The following is an 18,935-nucleotide window of genomic DNA, read 5'->3' on the forward strand; positions in this document are numbered from 1 at the left end:
TCAACAGATTGGCTTAATGAAATAATCAAAATTTTAAATAACGAATCACTTCGGTAAGCCACTTCGCCATTTATCACCTAACATCAAATCTAAACGGTCAGCATCGATATTCAACTTAAATGTTCCATTACGTACTGCTTCTAAGGCTTTCTCGCGATTCATCCCCATCGAAAGTGGCTCCATCATGGTAAACAAACCTGACGTTGGATCAGAGGACTGCAAACCGGCAGCCACAGCCAAAACATACTCTCTGAGTAATGGTGAAGAAATTTGATTTATATTCGGTTCAGAGGCTTTGGGCTGCATATCAAGCACAGTAAAATTATCGCCAATCACATAATTTTGGATCTCATTCTCTTTTTTAATGATCTGATGCTGTAACGCTTTACGTACATCCTTATCTTCTTGATAAGGAATAACACCTACAGCTTCTTGACGCAGTTCAGAATCCGCCATCACTTTAATGGTAGGCAATGAGGCAACTTCTTCTGCCTGTACAGTGGGTAACCAAACAGAAAGAGCCGTTGCAAGTATCGAAACTTTGATAAAGTTCATACATTTCACCTAAAAAATAAATCATCCTATACATTCAATAAAATGATTCAATAGATTTAATATTGTCTATTAAATAGGCTATAACAAATTATAGCGAGATTCACTAAAGCTCAGATAAACGGTAAATACTGTTAAAATTCTAAAATAAAGATTAAAAAGGTTTTACTCATTCAACAGCTTGAATAGAGCCACCGATAAATTTTTTCCAACTGATCCGTTTCAGTTTATAAGAGGTCGATTATGAATCTTGCTAAAGTTGCTGAGATAACTCAAGTCAGCCCGCGTATGCTCCGTTATTATGAAGAGCTCGGATTAATTCGTCCGCGACGAACAGCGAATCACTATCGAGATTATAATCAAGCAAACATTGAGGATATTCAAAAAATTAAAGTTCTCAATGATGCCGGCATGCATTTAAAAGACATTAAATTATTATTGCCATGTTTCGATTTGGGTGAGGAAAAACTTACCTTATGCCCAGTTGCCAAAGAGACATTAGAAATGGAGTTAGAACATATTTCAGAAAAATTAGTCAAACTCAAAAAATCTCAAAGCTTATTAATATCTTTTCTAGTGCAAGGAAAAGTTGAAGAAACCAAGCGCTAATCGAGATCAACCTCATTGAAGCGCTTTGACCCGCTCTTTTTCTTCACTATTCATATCTTTCCAAGCTTTTCGATCATTCCAAAACCAATAGCCATTTTTATCCTGTGCAACACATCCCGCATCAAATTTGGTTTTAAAACTTGCATAATCTGCATCCTCAAGTTTGCCAAAACGTTCTTCATAAATATTGTGCTTGTCTTTTGCATAGCAATCTCCGAGCAACTCAAAGCTGCTGGCATCTGCACCCTCTAAAATAGAAAAACTGCCCCCATCCAGCATGCTAAAGTAGCGATAAACATGCCGTTTATCTTTATACAAATTAGAAGGGTTTAACTGCTTAAAGCTCGCTAAATCTATAGTGTCATTCAAAGAAGGTCCATCTTCACCACCAAAACCCAAATGTCGATAAAAACGCTCACCCATAATCGACAGGCTTTTGCTAGGCAAAACATGTTCAGATAGAAATATGCTACAACGATTTGCATAAGGAAACTTTAAAGCCAATTCTCGTTGAGGATTGATATATAAATTGTCCCGCACAAGGGTCCATTGCTGTTTTTCTTGCTCAGCATTTAAAGCCGCTCGCTTTTCCTCCACGACACATTGGTCATACTCAATTTGTTCAGCACATAAAATAGGGGCTAAGCCTAAAAAATGCTTCCATCCATAAACCTTTTTATAAGTATCGACATCCAGAATGGAATCTCGGTCAATTTGATAAACAGCAAAATGATAACGATATAAAGCAACGCTTTTACAATCCTGCTGAACGAGAATTGGCGTCTGGTAGACATAGCCAATTCCACCCAGCAATAGCAGTATACATATTGCAAAAAATAGCCATACTTTTATATTTTTCATTCATTTACTTCTAAAATTTACAAGGCTTCTTCTAATACTTCAGCATTTTGCTCTTTTTTCTGATTGATTTGGCTATTCAATTTCAGTACATCCTGAAATAACTGATTAAATTGTTTCACTTGAGCATCTTCCTTAAACAAAATTTGATTGCCTTGCTTTTGCCACTCATATTTTTTTAACAGATCAAACATAGTTTCAGCTTTACCTAAAATTTGTAGCTCATTTAGGATTAAGGTATTTTCAGGGTCAAGTTCAGCATTCTGTTCGAACTTATCCTGTAATGGTTTTTTGAGGTCCTTGCGCAAATCTATTTTTTTTAATTCGTTTAAAGCCTCAATTTTATTTTGTCTATTTTTTTGCTGATATTGCTGCATCGCTTGTCGTACAGTCACCAGCATCTGTGTTGTTTCGACATAGTTCTGTTTACGGTCAGCATCCAAACGATTTACATCTAAAAAATGATCCCATTTGGCCGCTGCGAGCTGATTTAAATAAGTGTTTCGTGTATCAATATTCTTGGCCCAATATTTGAGTAAAAATTCGGACAAGGTTTTGTAGTCCCCCTTAAGCCGATTATCATGAATATCAATATTTACTGGTTTAGAGCGGTCTTGAGCTTGTTCAGAAAGTTGCCGCATTTTTTCAGTCATCACCAAATCAAATGCTTGGCGATTGGCTTCTTCATTCTTTACTGAAGTATGGTCATAGTAGAAAAATCCAATAACAGCCAGAAAAATGATACCGAAAACAATCAAAAGTCGACGCATACCAAGCTCCGAACATCCTTATAGATTACTTAGAATATCCTAAGCGACTCTTTTTTGTATATTAATTATGCAAAATAACAATAAATAACCTTTGCTAAATAACCTTAGAATGAGCCTGCTTAAAAGTTTCACTTTAAATTTATGCAAACAAACCCCATCATAATCCAGAATTAGATTGTAGAGATTTTCCCATGCGCGTAGATATTTGGTCAGATGTGGTTTGTCCTTTTTGCTATATCGGTAAAAAACGTTTAGAAGCTGCTGCTGAACAAGCAGGTATAGAGCTTGAAGTCCATTGGCACAGTTTTGAACTTGATCCTGAAGCACCTACGCGTCAAGAAGTCTCAAACTCTGAACGTCTTGCGCAAAAATATGGACGTAGCATCCCTGAAGTTGAAGATATGCAACGCAATATTGCAGCAATGGCGAAAGAAGAAGGCATTCAATTTAACTGGGAAAATGCCAATTCAGGAAATACCTTTAATGCCCATCGTATCATTCACCTTGCACAAAGTAAGGGTTTAGGTTCAGAAGCAGAAGAAGCTTTTTTCTATAGCTATATGACTCAAGGTCTACCGATTGGTGAGCGTGAAACAATTGAAGATGTCGCATCTCGTATTGGTTTAAATCCGATCGAAGTTGATGATGTTCTAGACTCTGAAGAATATGCTGACTTTGTAAAATTCGATGAACAAGTTGCTCATGAACAATTAAAAGTAACAGGTGTTCCATTCTTTGTCTTTGATCAACGTGTGGCTTTAGCGGGTGCTCAACCACGTGAAGTCTTTGTACAAGTGTTAGAAAAAGCCCTTGAAACTGCAAATGATGCTGAAATCGAACAACAGGATGGCCCTGTTTGTGCTGATGAGTCTTGTGAAGTTCCCAACAAATAAACTCAGCCAATGAAGAAATTCCTTGAAGGAATTTCTTCATGGTTCAATAACTATCATAATATTTAAGAAATTGGCTAAAAAACCAACGTAAACAGATCATAAAAATATATTGAATGATTTCTATGCCTTATTTTTAATGGGTCATTTTTTAAAATTTTACGTGCCATTTTTGCAATACAGCGTTGCAGAAAAGGAACTATTCATCACCTTTTTCTTAGACTAAGATCTGTAAATATTTTTCGTTCCCACGAAATTCATGCGCTGTAGTTTCTTTTTTAATTTTCTTATTTTTTAAGACACAACACCTCCTTTTTTGGAGGTGTTTTTGTTTATCCCATAATAAAATCAGCCTTGAGGATAAAATTAAAGTTATCCACAACGGCGTATAATTTTTCTTCATTCTCGTTTTCAAACGTGCATGGCAGCTATAGTCCAAACCACCTAATTATTAATACAAGTGATTTGCATCAAGTGATTGATCAGAAATGAAGCTTATATTTTTGTATGAGCTTTTTAAAACTATTAGTTATCAATTCGTTTTTTGTGCTTTTGAATCATAGATGGTTATCCTATTGTGGGGCGACAGGGATGTCGCTGTTGGGCGGGGGTATAGGACGTACCCCTCGCCCATGAGCAAAAACAAAGCACAGCTTTGTTTGCAGCGCAAGGTTTAGCATCGCCTACGCAAAAAGATTTAAACTTTGAATGTAAGGTGTGGCATTGCAAGCTTTTTATAATCAAAAAATTTTCCATTCAATTGATTTTACTAAAAATATTAATTAAGAGAAATTATATTCTTTTGTGTAAATTTTTTGATAGATTGACGATATTAGGCTTCTTTCATAAGTCCTTTTTAAAACTAGAAATCAACATAAAATCCCCCTCATCCTAGCCTTCTCCCAGAGGGAGAAGGAACTTTCAATACGCAAAAGAATTTTTAGCTTAAAAGCTTTACTACAATTGGGCTTTGTACAATAAAAGCACTTATCTATTCAAAAACAGCTTAAGTCACGCTTTGATTCACGATATCGCTGATAGAATGCGCTTCATTTTAAATAAATTTATGTTTTTTGTACTTAAAATAGCGATTTCATTGAAATTCAGTGTTTTTTTAAGGCATAGTTATACTGAAAATTAAAAACTGAATGACTCAAAGTTTAAGAAGTGGGCATATGAATAAAATATCAATCTTCTCAAAACTACCTTATGTCTTAATATTAGGCGGTTTTTTTGGGAACGCTGCATTTGCAGAAGTAAATAGCAGTCTTGAAGCGAATGCTAAAACGGGGAAAGTTGATCAGCAACCTTCTTTAGCCACCACCAAAGAAAATGAGATCGGCTTGCTCAACTATATTCCAAAAATTGTTGACTCAACACCGACCATTTTCCCAGAGCAATCTGATCAGGTTATTGTTCCCTCTACAGACGCAACAGAAGATCAAACCTGGGCCGACAAAAAGCAGAAAAAAATTAGCAACTGGGCAGACCGCACAGCCAATAAAATGGATAACTGGTTTGGAAAAACTGATCCAGCACATCCAGCATCAGCAACGTTGCGGATCATTGTTGATAATCAATGGAACAAACATGATGGTTATGATGTCAATCCACGTATCCGAGGAAAAGTAAAATTACCCACACTTGAAAACCGTTTAAGTGTGGTGTTTGGTGATGATTCATTAGATGATGAAATTTCCAATAATATTGCGATCAACAACAATCATGCTGATGGTGATCCAGATAAACGCGTGGATGGTAAACAAATTCGCGATGATAACAGCTCGATTGCTTTACGTTGGTCACAGCTTTCTAAACGCTTACCTTTTGACTTAGATGCAGACCTTGGTATTCGTTCAGGTGATGATATTTATGCACGTTTAAAGGCCCAAAAGGATTGGAAACTGGGGAATGATTTTACTTTTCACGCGGAACAAATTTATCGCTATGGCATCGACAGTGAAAACTATTTGAGAACCAACTTAGAGCTAACCCATGCTCGCCCCAATCAGCCCTTTATTTCTAACCAATTCTATGTGACGTATGCAGATGAACAAGACGATGATTTAACTTGGGATAACCGTACTTATCGTCAACATCAGTTCTTTAAAAACAATCGCTTTAACTACGGTATCTATACTGGCGGTTATTATAATAATAATGACCTTAAGCTCAACAGTTGGGGGCCTTTCGTGTCTTGGCGACAACCTGTTTGGCGTGAATGGTTTTACGTACAAGGCGATTTAAATTATTTTAATGATCGTCGTGAAGATCGTAGCCATTTCCCAAGTGCTTTGGTCCGTTTAGAAGCGCTATTTTAAACATCAGCTGAATCTTTAAGCTGAACTGTGGATAAGTTTCGACTTATCCACTGATGTTGATAAAACGCCTGCTATATCCTTTTAATTCAATGGTGCAATTGAAAACAATTCAAAAGTAAAACTATAAGCGGGACCAAAGTCGCTAGAATTTGGCATATACATTGTTTCGTAAGTCATTCGCCCAATCGCCCTAACTTCTTTATCGACTAAAGCATCGTCTATTTTAAGACTTGGATGTACTGCTATAGGTAGCGCCATTCCCTCTTTCCCATCGCTAGCTGCAAGTTCATACTTCTGACCATTTTTTTTCAATATACCAATCACAGCAGCCTGTGTGTTTTGTCGTAAGAACATGGCGTTATGTACTGAAAGATCTGTGGTATTTGCATTGCGCTTTTCAACAGGTGGAAGTTCATATGCCATCACTACTGTTGTAGCTAAACTGAGCAATACAGAACAGCCTATACATTGAATTGTTTTAAATTTATTCATTTAATCTTATTGATAAAAAAGCCTATCTTTAAGATAGGCTCTGTTAAAACAAATGACGACTTATTTAAGCAATAAATTGTTAATACGTTTTACATATTCCGCAGGATCATCAGGTAAACCACCCTCAGCAATTACGGCCTGATCAAAGATTACATTGGCTAAATCATCAAACTGGGCCGAACCTTCCAATTTTTTCACTAAAGGATGTTCTGGGTTAATTTCCAGAATTGGTTTAGATTCAGGTACAGCCTGACCCGCTTGTTTTAACATACGAATCAATTGCGGCGAAAGCTCACCATCGCTGGTCACTAGACATGCTGGTGAGTCCACCAAACGCGTTGTCACGCGTACCTCTTTAGTCTTAGCTTTTAATGAATCAGAGAGTTTTTCAACCACAGGTTTAAACTGTTCTGCGGCAGCTTCAAGTGCTTTTTTCTCTTCTGCATCTTGTAAATCACCAAGATCGACTGCACCCTTTGCGACATTTTGCATAGGTGTGCCATCAAAGTCATGCACAAACTCCATCGCCCATTCATCAACACGGTCTGCCATAAGCAAAACTTCAATGTCTTTTTTACGGAACAATTCGAGTTGTGGTGAGTTTTTCGCAGCCGCTAAGCTATCGGCAGTCACATAATAGATGGCTTTTTGCCCTTCTTTCATGCGTGCTTTATACGCTTCCAATGATGTTGAAACCTCATCATTATTCGAAGTAGAGAAGCGTAAAAGTTTTAGAATACGTTCACGATTACCAAAGTCTTCACCTAAACCTTCCTTGATTACTGAACCAAATTCAGCATAGAAGGTTTTAAATTTGTCTTGGTCAGCCTGATCTTCTGATTTTGCTAAAGCATCCAATGTTGTCAATACACGACGTGCATTTCCTTCACGGATGGTTTTCACATCACGGCTTTCTTGTAAAATCTCACGGCTTACGTTAAGCGGCAGATCAGCACTATCCACCACACCTTGTACAAAACGTAGATAATTTGGAATCAGATTGTCTGCATCATCCATAATAAATACACGTTTTACATAAAGTTTAATGCCTGCTTTGGCTTCACGCGTGAAAATATTACTTGGTGCTTTACTTGGAATATAAAGCAATTGGGTATATTCAGTACTGCCTTCAACTCGGTTATGTGCCCAAGCCAATGGTGCATCAAAGTCATGCGTTAAATTCTTATAGAATTCTACATACTGCTCTTCAGTAATTTCGCCTTTGCTACGTGTCCACAAAGCACTTGCTGAGTTAATCGCTTCCCATTCATCTGTTTTAACATAATGACCTTGTTTTTTCTCTTCACCTTCAGCAGCTTCTTCTTCCTGCCAAACTTCCTTCTGCATTTCGATAGGTAAGCTGATATGGTCAGAGTATTTATTGATAATTTGTTTAACTTTATAAGATTCTAAATAATCCAGCGCATCATCACGCAAATGCAAAATAATCGACGTTCCACGTGAAGCCTTCTCAATTTGTTCAACTTCAAAGTCACCCGTACCGCCACTGATCCAACGTACACCTTCTGATGCATCTAAACCTGCACGACGAGATTCAACGGTAATTTTATCAGCAACGATAAAACCAGAATAAAAACCTACACCAAACTGACCAATCAATTGCGCATCTGCTTTTTGATCACCAGATAACTTTGACATAAAGTCTTTGGTGCCCGATTTAGCAATCGTCCCTAAGTTATCAATGGCTTCTTGTTGGCTTAAACCAATACCATTGTCTGAGATGGTGATTGTTTTGGCATCTTTATCTAAGCTTACACGAACATGTAAGTCTGGATCATTCTCATAATATTCAGGATGGTTAATTCCTTCAAAACGTAACTTATCACATGCATCTGAAGCATTTGAAATCAGCTCGCGTAGGAAAATTTCAGGGTTAGAATAAAGTGAATGCGTCACTAAATGTAAAAGCTGAGCCACTTCTGCTTGAAAGCTATGCTTTTTTGAACTGTGTTGTACGTTCTGTTCACTCATAAAATCACTCCGTAAATTCATAACGCTTTTTTATTGAATGCATTAGAAATGGAGTGGTTTAAGTATATTTCAATAGGCAAATTTAATTTTTTTTAAAATGGGCCTTGTTGATAAACTCGATTCATATAAATCTCTAGTTTTTGCTGACGCATTTGATACGCATCGGTTAAACAACGTAGATTGTCCTGACATTGATTGCGCAGTTGTAACCATTTCACTTGCTGATCCTGTATCACACCCCGTGTTCCCATCGGAACGAGTTTACGGATAATGGTATAGGTGGTCGCCATTTTGACATCTGCATCGTTTAAACTGCGATGCTCACAAATGGCATGTTCACTTTTGGTCTGAGCATGCTCACAATTAAAACTTGCAGCATTGGCTATAGTGCTGCTACTTAACCCTACAAATATTATAAAAATTAAATTTTTCATATCATGTCAAAGTCTTATTGATGTTCTGATAGATTAAATGGATTTAATCAGCGCTTATATAGCTAAAAATAACGATTTTCTATTGCTTCTTGTTTCAATATATAAGGCTCTGTAAAAATAAAAAAACTCGGTAAATTTACCGAGTTTTTTATGATTCTAAAGCGAACTTAGAATCTATAGCTATAACCCAAAGTATAGATAACTGGATCAATATCTAAATCAAATTTTGCAGCAGTGGTATTACCCGCTTTAACAGTCACTTCTGGGCTTAATTGAGCATAACGGGCATCAAAGAAAACACCCCAGTTTTTTGCATCAGCAGGTTGGAAGTTAAAACCGATTTGGCCAGCAAAACCAAAATCATCTTTAACTTTAACCTTTGTGCCCGCCAATGCCCCAGATGATTCCTCATCCCATGCAAGGAATGCTGTACCACCCACACCAATATACGGTGTAAAACGTGTAGAGTTTTTAAAGTTATATTTAAACGTTACAGTTGGTGGTAAGTGTTTAAGGTTAACTGCTTTTTCACCATCTAATTTCACATCGTGGCTAATTGGTGTCGCTAATAAAACTTCCGCAGAGAAAGGTGTTTCACCAAAGATATATTCTACAGAAGGTGTAAAAGCATATTCATGGTCTGCTTTCACAGTACCAACACCAGCAACTTTGGTGTCTTGTGTTGGTGCAATCACCGAACCACCAACTTTGACTTGCCAATCTGCAAATGAAGCAGAAGAAATTGCCATTAATGCAATAAGAGCAGTTTGCTTTAACATTATAAATACCCCAGCGTTGTTATTAATAAACATTAAACATAGGTATTAATAATATTGCAACATTTATTTAAATCAAGAATTATTATATATTTTCAAACAATTGTTATATAAGTAAATTTATTTTAATCATATCAATATAGTTGGTTTTTAAATCCAACTTAATTAATCAAGATTATTTAATTAAAACCAAGTATTTTAATCAAGATAATATTATCTATTGGTTAGTTATTTTAAATAAATCAAATCACAGCTATTATTTTATTTTCTCAATATTTATAGTAAATTTCCTGCAAATACAAGTTATTTTAGACCAAATAACCATAAAAAAAGGAGATTCATCAATCATTTAATGAATCTCCTTATGTTTGATCAATGCCGGCTTATAAAACCATCGCAGCAATCCAACCAAACACCAATAATGGAATATTAAAATGGATAAATGTTGGAACAACCGTATCCCAAATATGATCATGTTGCCCATCTACGCCCAAACCAGCCGTAGGTCCCAAGGTCGAATCTGAAGCTGGTGAACCCGCATCTCCTAGTGCTGCCGCAGTACCAATCAGAGCAACAGTTGCAAGCGGAGAGAAGCCGAATTGTACACATAAAGGAACATAAATGACTGCAAGTACAGGCACACTTGAAAATGATGAACCAATTCCGATCGTTACAAATAAACCAATAAATAACATCAAGAAAGCAGCTAGCGCTTTATTATCACCAATCAAATGTACAACACCGTTGACCAACTGATTAATATCCCCAGTATGAGTCATCACGGATGCAAAACCCGCGGCAGAGATCATGATAAAACCGACCAATGCCATCATACGCATCCCTTGTACAAAAACATCATCCGCTTCTTGCCATTTAAAAATCCCTGCGGCAGAGAGAACAGAGAACCCGACCAATCCACCAAGAATCATTGAGCCTGAATACAATTGAGAGATCAGGGTTAAAATGATTGCCAGCAATGCCATAAGAATAGTTTTCTTGGCAATCACAGGAGCTTCTTGCTTGGCTTCTTGCTCTAAGGCAATGCCATCAGCTTTTAATACCTCAACATTTACCGCACGAAGTGGTTTATCTAAATCAATCGTGGTAATTGGTGCAACATTACGATCAACATAAATACGCGGTTTACGATAACTGACAAAAACGGCAAACAAAGTACCAATCACCATACCCAATACAGGAATAGCCATCCCCATAGGCATCATGCTTCTTTCAACATGCAGATGATAAGCAGCGCCAATTTTGTTGATATTTCCCATCAGAATTTGTTCAAGAAAAATTGCACCAAAGCCTACAGGCAAGAAGATATATGTGCCGACTAAACCTAAGGTCAGTACACATGCTGCGGCACGACGGTCGAGTTTCAAGTGATTCATCACTTTTAATAACGGTGGGACAAGCACAGGAATAAACGCAATATGCACAGGGATTAAGTTTTGTGAACAAATCGCGGCAATCAGTAAAATACCCAATAATAAGAATTTTACTTTGGTTGCTTGTTTCTGCGTGGCTTCCATACCGAGTAAGCCGATCAGTTTATAGGCCAATAAGTCAGGCAAGCCTGACTTTGAAAGTGCCAAAGCGAAAGCGCCTAATACCGCATATGCCAAGGCAACTTCTGCACCATCACCTAAGCCCGCATTAAATGCTGTAACAGTATCTGACAAGCTTAAACCTGCAACCAACCCACCTATAATTGCTGAAATAACCAATGTTAAAACAACAGAAACTCGTGCCAGTGACAAGATAAACATCACGGCAATCGCAATAACGACAGCATTCATGGAGAAATTTACGAAAATTTGAAAGCCGATATTTTATCAGATTCACTACAATGAAGCTGTAATTTAGTCGAACTGGTCATAAAATGAATAGGCCATGTGAAAACATGGCCTATTTTTATAAGAGCTCACATCACTTTAAGCGAATCAACTCTCACTATTTTTGAGTGCAAATGTTTGAATATATTGTGCAATCTCTTGTGGTTGGCTAAGTACTGCCCAATGGTTTGCATCAACTTCTACACGTTCAAAATCTGTTGCCCATTTAGGCACTTCATCAATCAATTCTGGGCTTACAAATTTATCTCTTAACAGTACAACCGCCTGTACAGGACATACTGCATAACGCTGACGCGGTCGAGTTAAACGTGGAAGAAAGTTAGCACGGTATAGCCCAATACCATGTTCACCATCTTTTGCAATATTTTGGTTTAACGGTAAGCCTTTCTTTTTCTCAAGTTGCGTTAAAATTGCGCCCCAGCGTTGTGGACTAAAGAAATGCCAAACGGTCGGTGCAAGAAATGGTAACTGGAATGCAACGATATACCAAGATTTAAATAACTGCTTAAAAAATTTAGGCTTTTCATGCAAGAACTGTTCACGCATCCAAAAAGCAGCATGATCTAAGCAAGGTCCAGACATGGTGGTATAAGACAAAATACGATTTTTAAATTTGGGTTCAGTCACCGATTCCCACGACTGAATCGAGCCCCAATCATGCGCTGCAAGATGAAAATTACGATTGGGCAGTAGCTCATTTACCACACACTCTAAATCCAGAGATAAGCGTGCTAAAGCATAATCACGAATTCGTTTCGGCACAGAAGACTGTCCTGCCCCACGTACATCATAAGTAATGATGTAAAATTTTGAGATCAATTGTTCAATAATCGGTTCCCAAACTTCCTGATTATCAGGATAGCCATGTACCAAAACCAATGCAGGGTTTTCAGCATTACCCCATGTTTTTGCATAAAGTTTTTGCTTATCTTGTGTGGATATCCAATAAGTTTGCACTTGCATTGAGTCACCTTTTATTGTTTTACCATTGGCTGTGATTTCGTAGTAGAGGGCATTTGGATCAATGCCACATTCCATTCAGTTCTTTATTATGGTTTAAAAATCGATAACTAGAATTGACCATGAATGCGCTAATCAAAAAACTACAGACAATCCCATTTGTTTCCAAATTTATGTTGAATCATTTTTCTCCATATAAAGGTGCAGGGATTGAAATCGAAAAAATTGATCTAAAAAACTATCATGTTCGGGTCAAAATGCCACTGACACATAGCAATCAAAACATTGTTGGTGTGCACTTTGGCGGTAGTTTGTATTCAATGGTTGATCCATTTTATATGCTTCTTTTAATGCATCATCTGGGTCCGAAATATATGGTTTGGGATAAAACCGCAAGCATCAATTTCCTTTCCCCTGGACGTAGTACGGTTTATGCAGATATTCGTTTAGATGCGATTGAAATCGAACATGTTAAAGATTTAGCTGAAAACTATAGTCCAGTCTATCGTAACTATACCGTGAATATTTTTGATGACTCTGGTCTAAGAATTGCTGAGGTACAAAAAACCGTATATATCCGTCGTAAAAACCCCCACCCTTTAAAACGCTAAACAAGATTAAAATCAGTCTTGCTAAAGCGAAACATCAATAGATGCAACAAGAGTGCTGAAGTGGTCTGATCTTTTACATTAGATTTGAAAATAGGAATAAAAAAATAAGCGCATCACGTAATCAGCAATGCTAATACGTTGCGCTTATTTTTATTGAGTCTTGGGTTTAGGCGCTTACTTATTTTGCTCAATAGCAGCACCAGCACCACCACCGATCGCGCCACCAATTGCAGCACCAGCATCACCGCCAAGAACACCCTTACCAAGGACTGAGCCAATACCCGCACCAATACCACTATAGGTTGCATTGCGATTTGAACCATTGTTGGCTTTGCTTCCTACAGCTGCACCACCGCCTGCACCAACAGCAGCACCAACGCCATTACCTGCATGATTACCTACACCGCCACCAACAGCACCACCAAGGGCCGCTGAAGCAATACGCTTATCATTCGCTGACATGTTTTCACAACCTGTAAGCATCACAATAGGTAAACTCACACACATCATAGTCATTACTATTTTTTTCATGTTATTCATCCTTTCTATCTGAACTTACAAATGCAATTGATTAAGACTGATTTTATGAAAACACTAATTTATGGATTAAATTAAATTTTCATGTTGCCATTTGTAGTCTTTGATTATCAAAGATGCACCATCTAATTTAAATAACATTCATGTTAATAAGAAATTATTAGATCGCTTTCATAAAGCAAAAGATGATCATGTTTAATGAATCATATTGGTATTGAAAGTCCCTTCTCGCTTTGGGAGAAGGCTAGGATGAGGGAAATTTCATGTTGATTTATCGTTTTAAAAAGGCGTTATGAAAAAAGCCTATCTTTTAGCAATCACTTTCTAGTTAAATATTTAAAAACAATAGGTTAATCATCAAATAACTCATATTGAATCTTAATTTTTTTATTTAAATTTTTCTTTGAGAAAACGATAACTTGCATAAACAAGCATCAAGATTGCCAGCTGGCTGAATACCAAGAAAAGCATAAAAAAGAGTTCAGCAAAGACAACGCCAAGTTGATAGTGATACAAGGATTGGAATAAATAGCCATTTCGACTTAAACCTATGGTCATATCTTGTTTAGCAAAATGCCATTGCATCATCGAAAAACTAAACCAGATAAACCCAAGAATACATACAACTACAAGCACCGCATCCCACAACTTAAACTGCGCTGTCTGGAGCGTTGTTTGAAGTGTAGTTTCACGCTCTTCTTGCCAAATCATGCAAAATAAAAAAACGGCCCAAATGCTGCTCAATAGCGAAAAATATGCAGTCACCGATACCGTATAAAAAGCCAAGGGACCAAACCTTCCCGTTTGAATCTTTAATTTTTCTGTGATGAATTGAAATACATCGTGCTGCCAATTCATTTCTGGCTGAGCTGGTAAAAACATCAACAAACAGACGGGAACGAACATGACTGCCAGTAAAACTATCCATATATTTCTAATTTTAATTGCCATTTTTAATGTTTGTAACTGAGGTCTACTCAGTATATAAAAAAAGACGCCCTAAGGCGTCTTCTTCATTGCAAAAGCTGTTTAACTTAGAAAGAATCTTCGTTTAAAGCTTGAGAGAATGCTTGATCAACTTCAGAGAAATCATTTACAAGCTCATGCTCTGCAGCTTCTGCTTCTTGACGACGACGTTCTAAGTGGTATGCAAGACCAGTACCTGCTGGAATCAAGCGACCTACAACAACGTTTTCTTTCAAGCCACGTAAATCATCTTCTTTACCTGTTACAGCCGCTTCAGTTAACACACGTGTTGTTTCCTGGAACGATGCAGCAGAGATGAACGAGTCAGTAGAAAGCGATGCTTTGGTAATACCCATCAATTGACGTTCATACTTCGCAGGGAACTTGTTCTGAGCCAATACCGCTTGGTTTTCGCCCACAACGCGGATGTAATCCACTTGTTCGCCTTTGATAAAGCTTGTATCGCCACCGTCGGTAATGTCAACTTTACGCAACATTTGACGAACGATTACTTCGATATGCTTATCGTTGATTTTTACACCTTGTAAGCGGTAAACGTCTTGAACTTCGTTCACGATGTAGTTGGTTAATGCAACTTCACCTTTCAAACGCAAGATGTCATGTGGGTTTTGTGGACCATCAGAAATGGTTTCACCACGGTTCACATGCTCACCTTCAAACACGTTAATGGTACGCCATTTTGGAATCAACTCTTCATAAATTTCAGAGCCATCATCTGGTGTAATCACTAAACGGTTCTTACCTTTGGTTTCTTTACCAAAGCTTACAACACCTGAGATTTCAGCAAGAATTGCATGTTCTTTCGGCTTACGTGCTTCGAACAAGTCAGCTACACGCGGCAGACCACCGGTAATATCACGAGTACGTGAAGTTTCTTGTGGTACACGACCAATAACGTCACCAACACCGATCGTCTCACCATCACGAACAGTCACGATCGTGTTTTGTGGCAAGAAGTAGAACTGTTCGCCGCCATCGGTTGTATCCAACACGATTGCAGGACGCAAATCTTTACCAGAAGCAGGACGTGCTGTTACAGGTAAAATTTCAACAGTGGTCATACCTGTTGCATCATCAGTTTTCGATGTTGCAGTTACGCCATCCGAAATTTGGCTGAAGCGTGCTTTACCAGCAACTTCTGTAACCAATGGATGTGTATGCGGATCCCAAGTTGCAACAATACCGCCGCCTTCTACAGGTTGACCATCTTTAATCAAGATAGACGCACCGTATGGAAGTTTATAACGCTCACGTTCGCGACCTAAATCATCAGCGATACCGATTTCACCTGAACGTGAAACAGACACCAAGTGACCTTTGGCATGTTGAACAGTTTTAACGTTATGGAAACGAACTGTACCTTTGTTACGTACTTGTACGCTATTTGCAGCAGACGTTCGGCTTGCAGCACCACCTACGTGGAATGTACGCATGGTTAACTGTGTACCAGGTTCACCAATTGATTGCGCAGCCATAACACCGACAGATTCACCTGGATTCACCAAGTGACCACGCGCCAAGTCACGACCATAACATTTAGCACATACACCGAAAGTCGAAGCACAGTTTACAACTGAACGTACTTTAACTTCATCGACACCCGCATCTTCAAGATACGCCGCAATTTTCTCGTCAATCAATGTGTTACGTGGAAGCACAACTTCATCTGAACCCGCTTTTTTCACGTCTTCAGCAGTTACACGTCCTAATACACGTACACTTAATGGCTCAATGACATCGCCACCTTGAATGAACGGAGTCATTACAAGACCTTCGAGCGTACCACAATCTGGCTCAGTAATAACCAAGTCTTGCGCAACGTCGACTAGACGACGTGTCAAGTAACCAGAGTTTGCTGTTTTAAGTGCTGTATCGGCCAAACCTTTACGCGCACCATGTGTTGAAATGAAGTACTGAAGTACTGTCAAACCTTCACGGAAGTTTGCTTTAATCGGTGTCTCAATGATCGAACCATCTGGTTTCGCCATCAAACCACGCATACCTGCAAGCTGACGAATCTGAGCTGCCGAACCACGGGCACCTGAGTCAGACATCATGTAGATACTGTTGAATGATTTTTGCTTCTCGTCTTCACCCTGTTTGTTTTTAACAGTCGTGAATGACAAGTTGTCCATCATCGCTTTGGCAACTTGGTCGTTAGTACGCGCCCAAATATCGACAACTTTGTTGTAACGCTCACCCGCAGTTACGAAACCTTGCTCGAATTGTTGTTCAATTTCACGAACTTCAACTTCTGCTTTTTCGATAATTGCTTGTTTTTGTGGCGGAATCAACATGTCTTCCATACCCACAGAAACACCAGAACGGGTTGCTTGACGGAAGCCCAAGTACATCAATTGGTCAGCAAAGATAACAGTATCTTTCAAACCTAATTTACGGTAGCAAGAGTTAATCAACTTAGAGATGTTCTTTTTAGTCATCTCAACGTTGATTTGTTGGAAATCCATACCTTCAGGAACAACTTCCCAAAGTAAGCAACGACCAGGTGTCGTATCTACAACAATAGTTTGATGCTCACGGTTACCGTTTTCATCAATCACTGTTTGGTGTACACGTGCTTTTACACGCGCATGTAAGTCAACTTGACCTGTTGCAAGTGCACGGTTTACTTCGTGAGTATCCGCAAACACCATGCCTTCACCTTTGGCATTGATTGCATCACGTGTGATGTAATACAAGCCCAAGACAACGTCCTGAGAAGGTACGATGATCGGCTCACCGTTGGCAGGTGACAAGATGTTGTTGGTCGACATCATTAACGCACGAGCTTCTAATTGAGCTTCAAGTGTTAATGGAACGTGAACCGCCATTTGGTCACCATCGAAGTCGGCGTTAAACGCAGCACAAACGAGTGGGTGTAAACGGATCGCTTTACCTTCAATTAGAATAGGTTCAAATGCTTGAAGACCTAAACGGTGAAGTGTTGGCGCACGGTTCAACATCACAGGATGTTGACGAATTACAGATGCAAGAACGTCCCAAACTTCAGGAGTTTCACGCTCAACCATTTTCTTCGCAGCTTTAATGGTTGTTGCTTGGCCAGAAGCTTGTAGCTTAGCAAAGATAAACGGCTTGAATAATTCAAGTGCCATTTTCTTCGGAAGACCACATTGGTGTAAACGTAAAGTTGGACCTACAGTAATTACCGAACGACCAGAGTAGTCAACACGCTTACCAAGTAAGTTTTGACGGAAACGACCTTGCTTACCTTTGATCATATCTGCCAAAGATTTAAGCGGACGTTTGTTCGAACCGGTAATAGCACGACCACGACGACCATTGTCCAATAACGCATCTACAGACTCTTGTAACATACGTTTTTCGTTACGTACGATAATGTCTGGTGCAGCAAGGTCAAGAAGACGTTTTAAACGGTTGTTACGGTTGATCACACGACGATAAAGATCATTCAAGTCAGAAGTCGCAAAACGACCACCTTCAAGCGGTACCAACGGACGAAGATCAGGTGGAAGTACTGGAAGTACATTCATCACCATCCATTCTGGCTTGTTGTTCGACTCTTTGAACGCTTCCATCAACTTCAAACGTTTAGAGGCTTTTTTAAGCTTCGTTTCTGAAGTTGTGTTCGGAATTTCTTCACGTAAACGAGAAATTTCAGCTTCAAGATCGATATCTTTCAACAAATCTTGAACTGCTTCTGCACCCATTTTCGCGCTGAATTCGTCACCATGTTCTTCTAACGCAGTGAAGTATTCTTCATCGTTAAGAAGTTGGTACTTTTCCATTGGCGTCATGCCAGGATCTGTAACCACATAAGATTCGAAGTACAATACACGTTCGATATCACGTAAAGTCATATCAAGTAATAAACCGATACGGCTTGGTAATGATTTCAAGAACCAAATATGCGCAACTGGAGAAGCAAGCTCGATGTGACCCATACGCTCACGACGAACTTTTGCAGTTGTTACTTCAACGCCACATTTTTCACAAATGACGCCTTTATATTTCATACGCTTGTATTTACCACACAAGCATTCGTAATCTTTTACTGGACCAAAGATTTTGGCACAGAATAAACCATCACGTTCTGGTTTAAACGTACGATAGTTAATGGTTTCTGGCTTTTTAACTTCACCGTGAGACCATGACTTAATCATTTCTGGTGACGCAAGACCAATACGGATACGGTCAAACTCTACTGGAGCGTGACCATCTGAATCCGTCTTTTTGCGCATGATATCGAGCAAGTCTTTCAATTTTTTTCTCCGTGTGTCGAAGCGCTTTTCAGGCTACGACTGGGTC

16 protein-coding genes are annotated in these 18,935 nt (G+C 38.6%); 4 read left to right on the plus strand and 12 right to left on the minus strand.

From position 1 onward, the window contains the following. Window positions 1-45: 45 nt before the first annotated feature. Window positions 46-555, minus strand: coding sequence for a hypothetical protein (locus L3V46_RS20315; protein ID WP_239046618.1), 510 nt, complete (start codon window positions 553-555; stop codon window positions 46-48). Between the two features lie 240 nt (window positions 556-795). Here L3V46_RS20315 and L3V46_RS20320 point away from each other — a divergent pair, with 240 nt between their 5' ends. After that, window positions 796-1,161: a MerR family transcriptional regulator gene (locus tag L3V46_RS20320; RefSeq protein WP_239046619.1), complete on the plus strand. Its 366-nt coding sequence runs from the start codon at window positions 796-798 to the stop codon at window positions 1,159-1,161. Between the two features lie 12 nt (window positions 1,162-1,173). Here the strand turns inward: L3V46_RS20320 and L3V46_RS20325 are convergent, their stop codons facing one another. Together L3V46_RS20325 and L3V46_RS20330 are read right to left on the minus strand one after the other, a co-directional pair. After that, on the minus strand, window positions 1,174-2,022 hold the full coding sequence (locus L3V46_RS20325) for a DKNYY domain-containing protein (protein ID WP_239046620.1): 849 nt from the start codon (window positions 2,020-2,022) through the stop codon (window positions 1,174-1,176). A 17-nt stretch (window positions 2,023-2,039) separates the two neighbouring features. Then, entirely contained in the window at window positions 2,040-2,789 is a 750-nt protein-coding gene (locus L3V46_RS20330; RefSeq protein ID WP_239046621.1) for a hypothetical protein, read from the minus strand. 191 nt (window positions 2,790-2,980) lie between these two features. Here L3V46_RS20330 and L3V46_RS20335 point away from each other — a divergent pair, with 191 nt between their 5' ends. Both L3V46_RS20335 and L3V46_RS20340 read left to right on the plus strand, forming a co-directional pair. Then, a complete protein-coding gene (locus tag L3V46_RS20335) occupies window positions 2,981-3,682 on the plus strand; it encodes a DsbA family oxidoreductase (RefSeq protein WP_004818526.1) in 702 nt (233 codons plus the stop codon). 1,172 nt (window positions 3,683-4,854) lie between these two features. Continuing rightward, on the plus strand, window positions 4,855-6,000 hold the full coding sequence (locus tag L3V46_RS20340) for a hypothetical protein (RefSeq protein ID WP_151802248.1): 1,146 nt from the start codon (window positions 4,855-4,857) through the stop codon (window positions 5,998-6,000). An 81-nt stretch (window positions 6,001-6,081) separates the two neighbouring features. Here L3V46_RS20340 and L3V46_RS20345 read toward each other — a convergent pair whose 3' ends face one another. The 6 genes from L3V46_RS20345 to L3V46_RS20370 all read right to left on the minus strand — a co-directional run bounded on the left by L3V46_RS20345 (window position 6,082) and on the right by L3V46_RS20370 (window position 12,516). After that, window positions 6,082-6,492, minus strand: a complete 411-nt coding sequence (locus L3V46_RS20345; RefSeq protein ID WP_239046622.1) for a hypothetical protein — start codon at window positions 6,490-6,492, stop codon at window positions 6,082-6,084. Between the two features lie 60 nt (window positions 6,493-6,552). Then, a complete protein-coding gene (htpG, locus tag L3V46_RS20350; RefSeq protein ID WP_239046623.1) occupies window positions 6,553-8,484 on the minus strand; it encodes a molecular chaperone HtpG in 1,932 nt (643 codons plus the stop codon). 92 nt (window positions 8,485-8,576) lie between these two features. Beyond that, window positions 8,577-8,918, minus strand: coding sequence for a hypothetical protein (locus tag L3V46_RS20355; protein ID WP_004818519.1), 342 nt, complete (start codon window positions 8,916-8,918; stop codon window positions 8,577-8,579). Between the two features lie 167 nt (window positions 8,919-9,085). Further along, a complete protein-coding gene (locus tag L3V46_RS20360; RefSeq protein WP_034617314.1) occupies window positions 9,086-9,697 on the minus strand; it encodes an OmpW family outer membrane protein in 612 nt (203 codons plus the stop codon). A gap of 380 nt (window positions 9,698-10,077) precedes the next feature. Further along, window positions 10,078-11,496 (minus strand): Na+/H+ antiporter family protein, encoded by a 1,419-nt coding sequence (locus L3V46_RS20365; protein WP_004818515.1) that lies wholly within the window; start codon window positions 11,494-11,496, stop codon window positions 10,078-10,080. Between the two features lie 144 nt (window positions 11,497-11,640). Next, window positions 11,641-12,516 carry an alpha/beta fold hydrolase gene (locus L3V46_RS20370; protein ID WP_034617325.1) on the minus strand — a complete coding sequence of 292 codons (876 nt, stop codon included), beginning with the start codon at window positions 12,514-12,516 and terminating at the stop codon, window positions 11,641-11,643. A 119-nt stretch (window positions 12,517-12,635) separates the two neighbouring features. Here L3V46_RS20370 and L3V46_RS20375 point away from each other — a divergent pair, with 119 nt between their 5' ends. Then, a complete protein-coding gene (locus L3V46_RS20375) occupies window positions 12,636-13,124 on the plus strand; it encodes a DUF4442 domain-containing protein (RefSeq protein ID WP_004818511.1) in 489 nt (162 codons plus the stop codon). Window positions 13,125-13,298: 174 nt separating this feature from the next. Here L3V46_RS20375 and L3V46_RS20380 read toward each other — a convergent pair whose 3' ends face one another. The 3 genes from L3V46_RS20380 to rpoC form a co-directional block, all read right to left on the minus strand. Then, window positions 13,299-13,655 (minus strand): hypothetical protein, encoded by a 357-nt coding sequence (locus L3V46_RS20380; RefSeq protein ID WP_004718470.1) that lies wholly within the window; start codon window positions 13,653-13,655, stop codon window positions 13,299-13,301. Window positions 13,656-14,048: 393 nt separating this feature from the next. Continuing rightward, on the minus strand, window positions 14,049-14,612 hold the full coding sequence (locus tag L3V46_RS20385) for a hypothetical protein (protein WP_239046624.1): 564 nt from the start codon (window positions 14,610-14,612) through the stop codon (window positions 14,049-14,051). Window positions 14,613-14,695: 83 nt separating this feature from the next. Beyond that, window positions 14,696-18,889 (minus strand): DNA-directed RNA polymerase subunit beta', encoded by a 4,194-nt coding sequence (rpoC, locus tag L3V46_RS20390; RefSeq protein ID WP_004718473.1) that lies wholly within the window; start codon window positions 18,887-18,889, stop codon window positions 14,696-14,698. Window positions 18,890-18,935 lie beyond the last annotated feature (46 nt).

It is taken from the genome of Acinetobacter sp. AG3 (assembly GCF_022343575.1).
GTDB classification, from domain to species: domain Bacteria; phylum Pseudomonadota; class Gammaproteobacteria; order Pseudomonadales; family Moraxellaceae; genus Acinetobacter; species Acinetobacter guillouiae.

Coding starts and splice junctions, on each gene's coding strand:
- L3V46_RS20315 (WP_239046618.1), bottom strand. CDS start 555: ATGAACTTTATCAAAGTTTCGATACTTGCAACGGCTCTTTCTGTTTGG.
- L3V46_RS20320 (WP_239046619.1), top strand. CDS start 796: ATGAATCTTGCTAAAGTTGCTGAGATAACTCAAGTCAGCCCGCGTATG.
- L3V46_RS20325 (WP_239046620.1), bottom strand. CDS start 2,022: ATGAAAAATATAAAAGTATGGCTATTTTTTGCAATATGTATACTGCTA.
- L3V46_RS20330 (WP_239046621.1), bottom strand. CDS start 2,789: ATGCGTCGACTTTTGATTGTTTTCGGTATCATTTTTCTGGCTGTTATT.
- L3V46_RS20335 (WP_004818526.1), top strand. CDS start 2,981: ATGCGCGTAGATATTTGGTCAGATGTGGTTTGTCCTTTTTGCTATATC.
- L3V46_RS20340 (WP_151802248.1), top strand. CDS start 4,855: ATGAATAAAATATCAATCTTCTCAAAACTACCTTATGTCTTAATATTA.
- L3V46_RS20345 (WP_239046622.1), bottom strand. CDS start 6,492: ATGAATAAATTTAAAACAATTCAATGTATAGGCTGTTCTGTATTGCTC.
- htpG (WP_239046623.1), bottom strand. CDS start 8,484: ATGAGTGAACAGAACGTACAACACAGTTCAAAAAAGCATAGCTTTCAA.
- L3V46_RS20355 (WP_004818519.1), bottom strand. CDS start 8,918: ATGAAAAATTTAATTTTTATAATATTTGTAGGGTTAAGTAGCAGCACT.
- L3V46_RS20360 (WP_034617314.1), bottom strand. CDS start 9,697: ATGTTAAAGCAAACTGCTCTTATTGCATTAATGGCAATTTCTTCTGCT.
- L3V46_RS20365 (WP_004818515.1), bottom strand. CDS start 11,496: ATGAATGCTGTCGTTATTGCGATTGCCGTGATGTTTATCTTGTCACTG.
- L3V46_RS20370 (WP_034617325.1), bottom strand. CDS start 12,516: ATGCAAGTGCAAACTTATTGGATATCCACACAAGATAAGCAAAAACTT.
- L3V46_RS20375 (WP_004818511.1), top strand. CDS start 12,636: ATGAATGCGCTAATCAAAAAACTACAGACAATCCCATTTGTTTCCAAA.
- L3V46_RS20380 (WP_004718470.1), bottom strand. CDS start 13,655: ATGAAAAAAATAGTAATGACTATGATGTGTGTGAGTTTACCTATTGTG.
- L3V46_RS20385 (WP_239046624.1), bottom strand. CDS start 14,612: ATGGCAATTAAAATTAGAAATATATGGATAGTTTTACTGGCAGTCATG.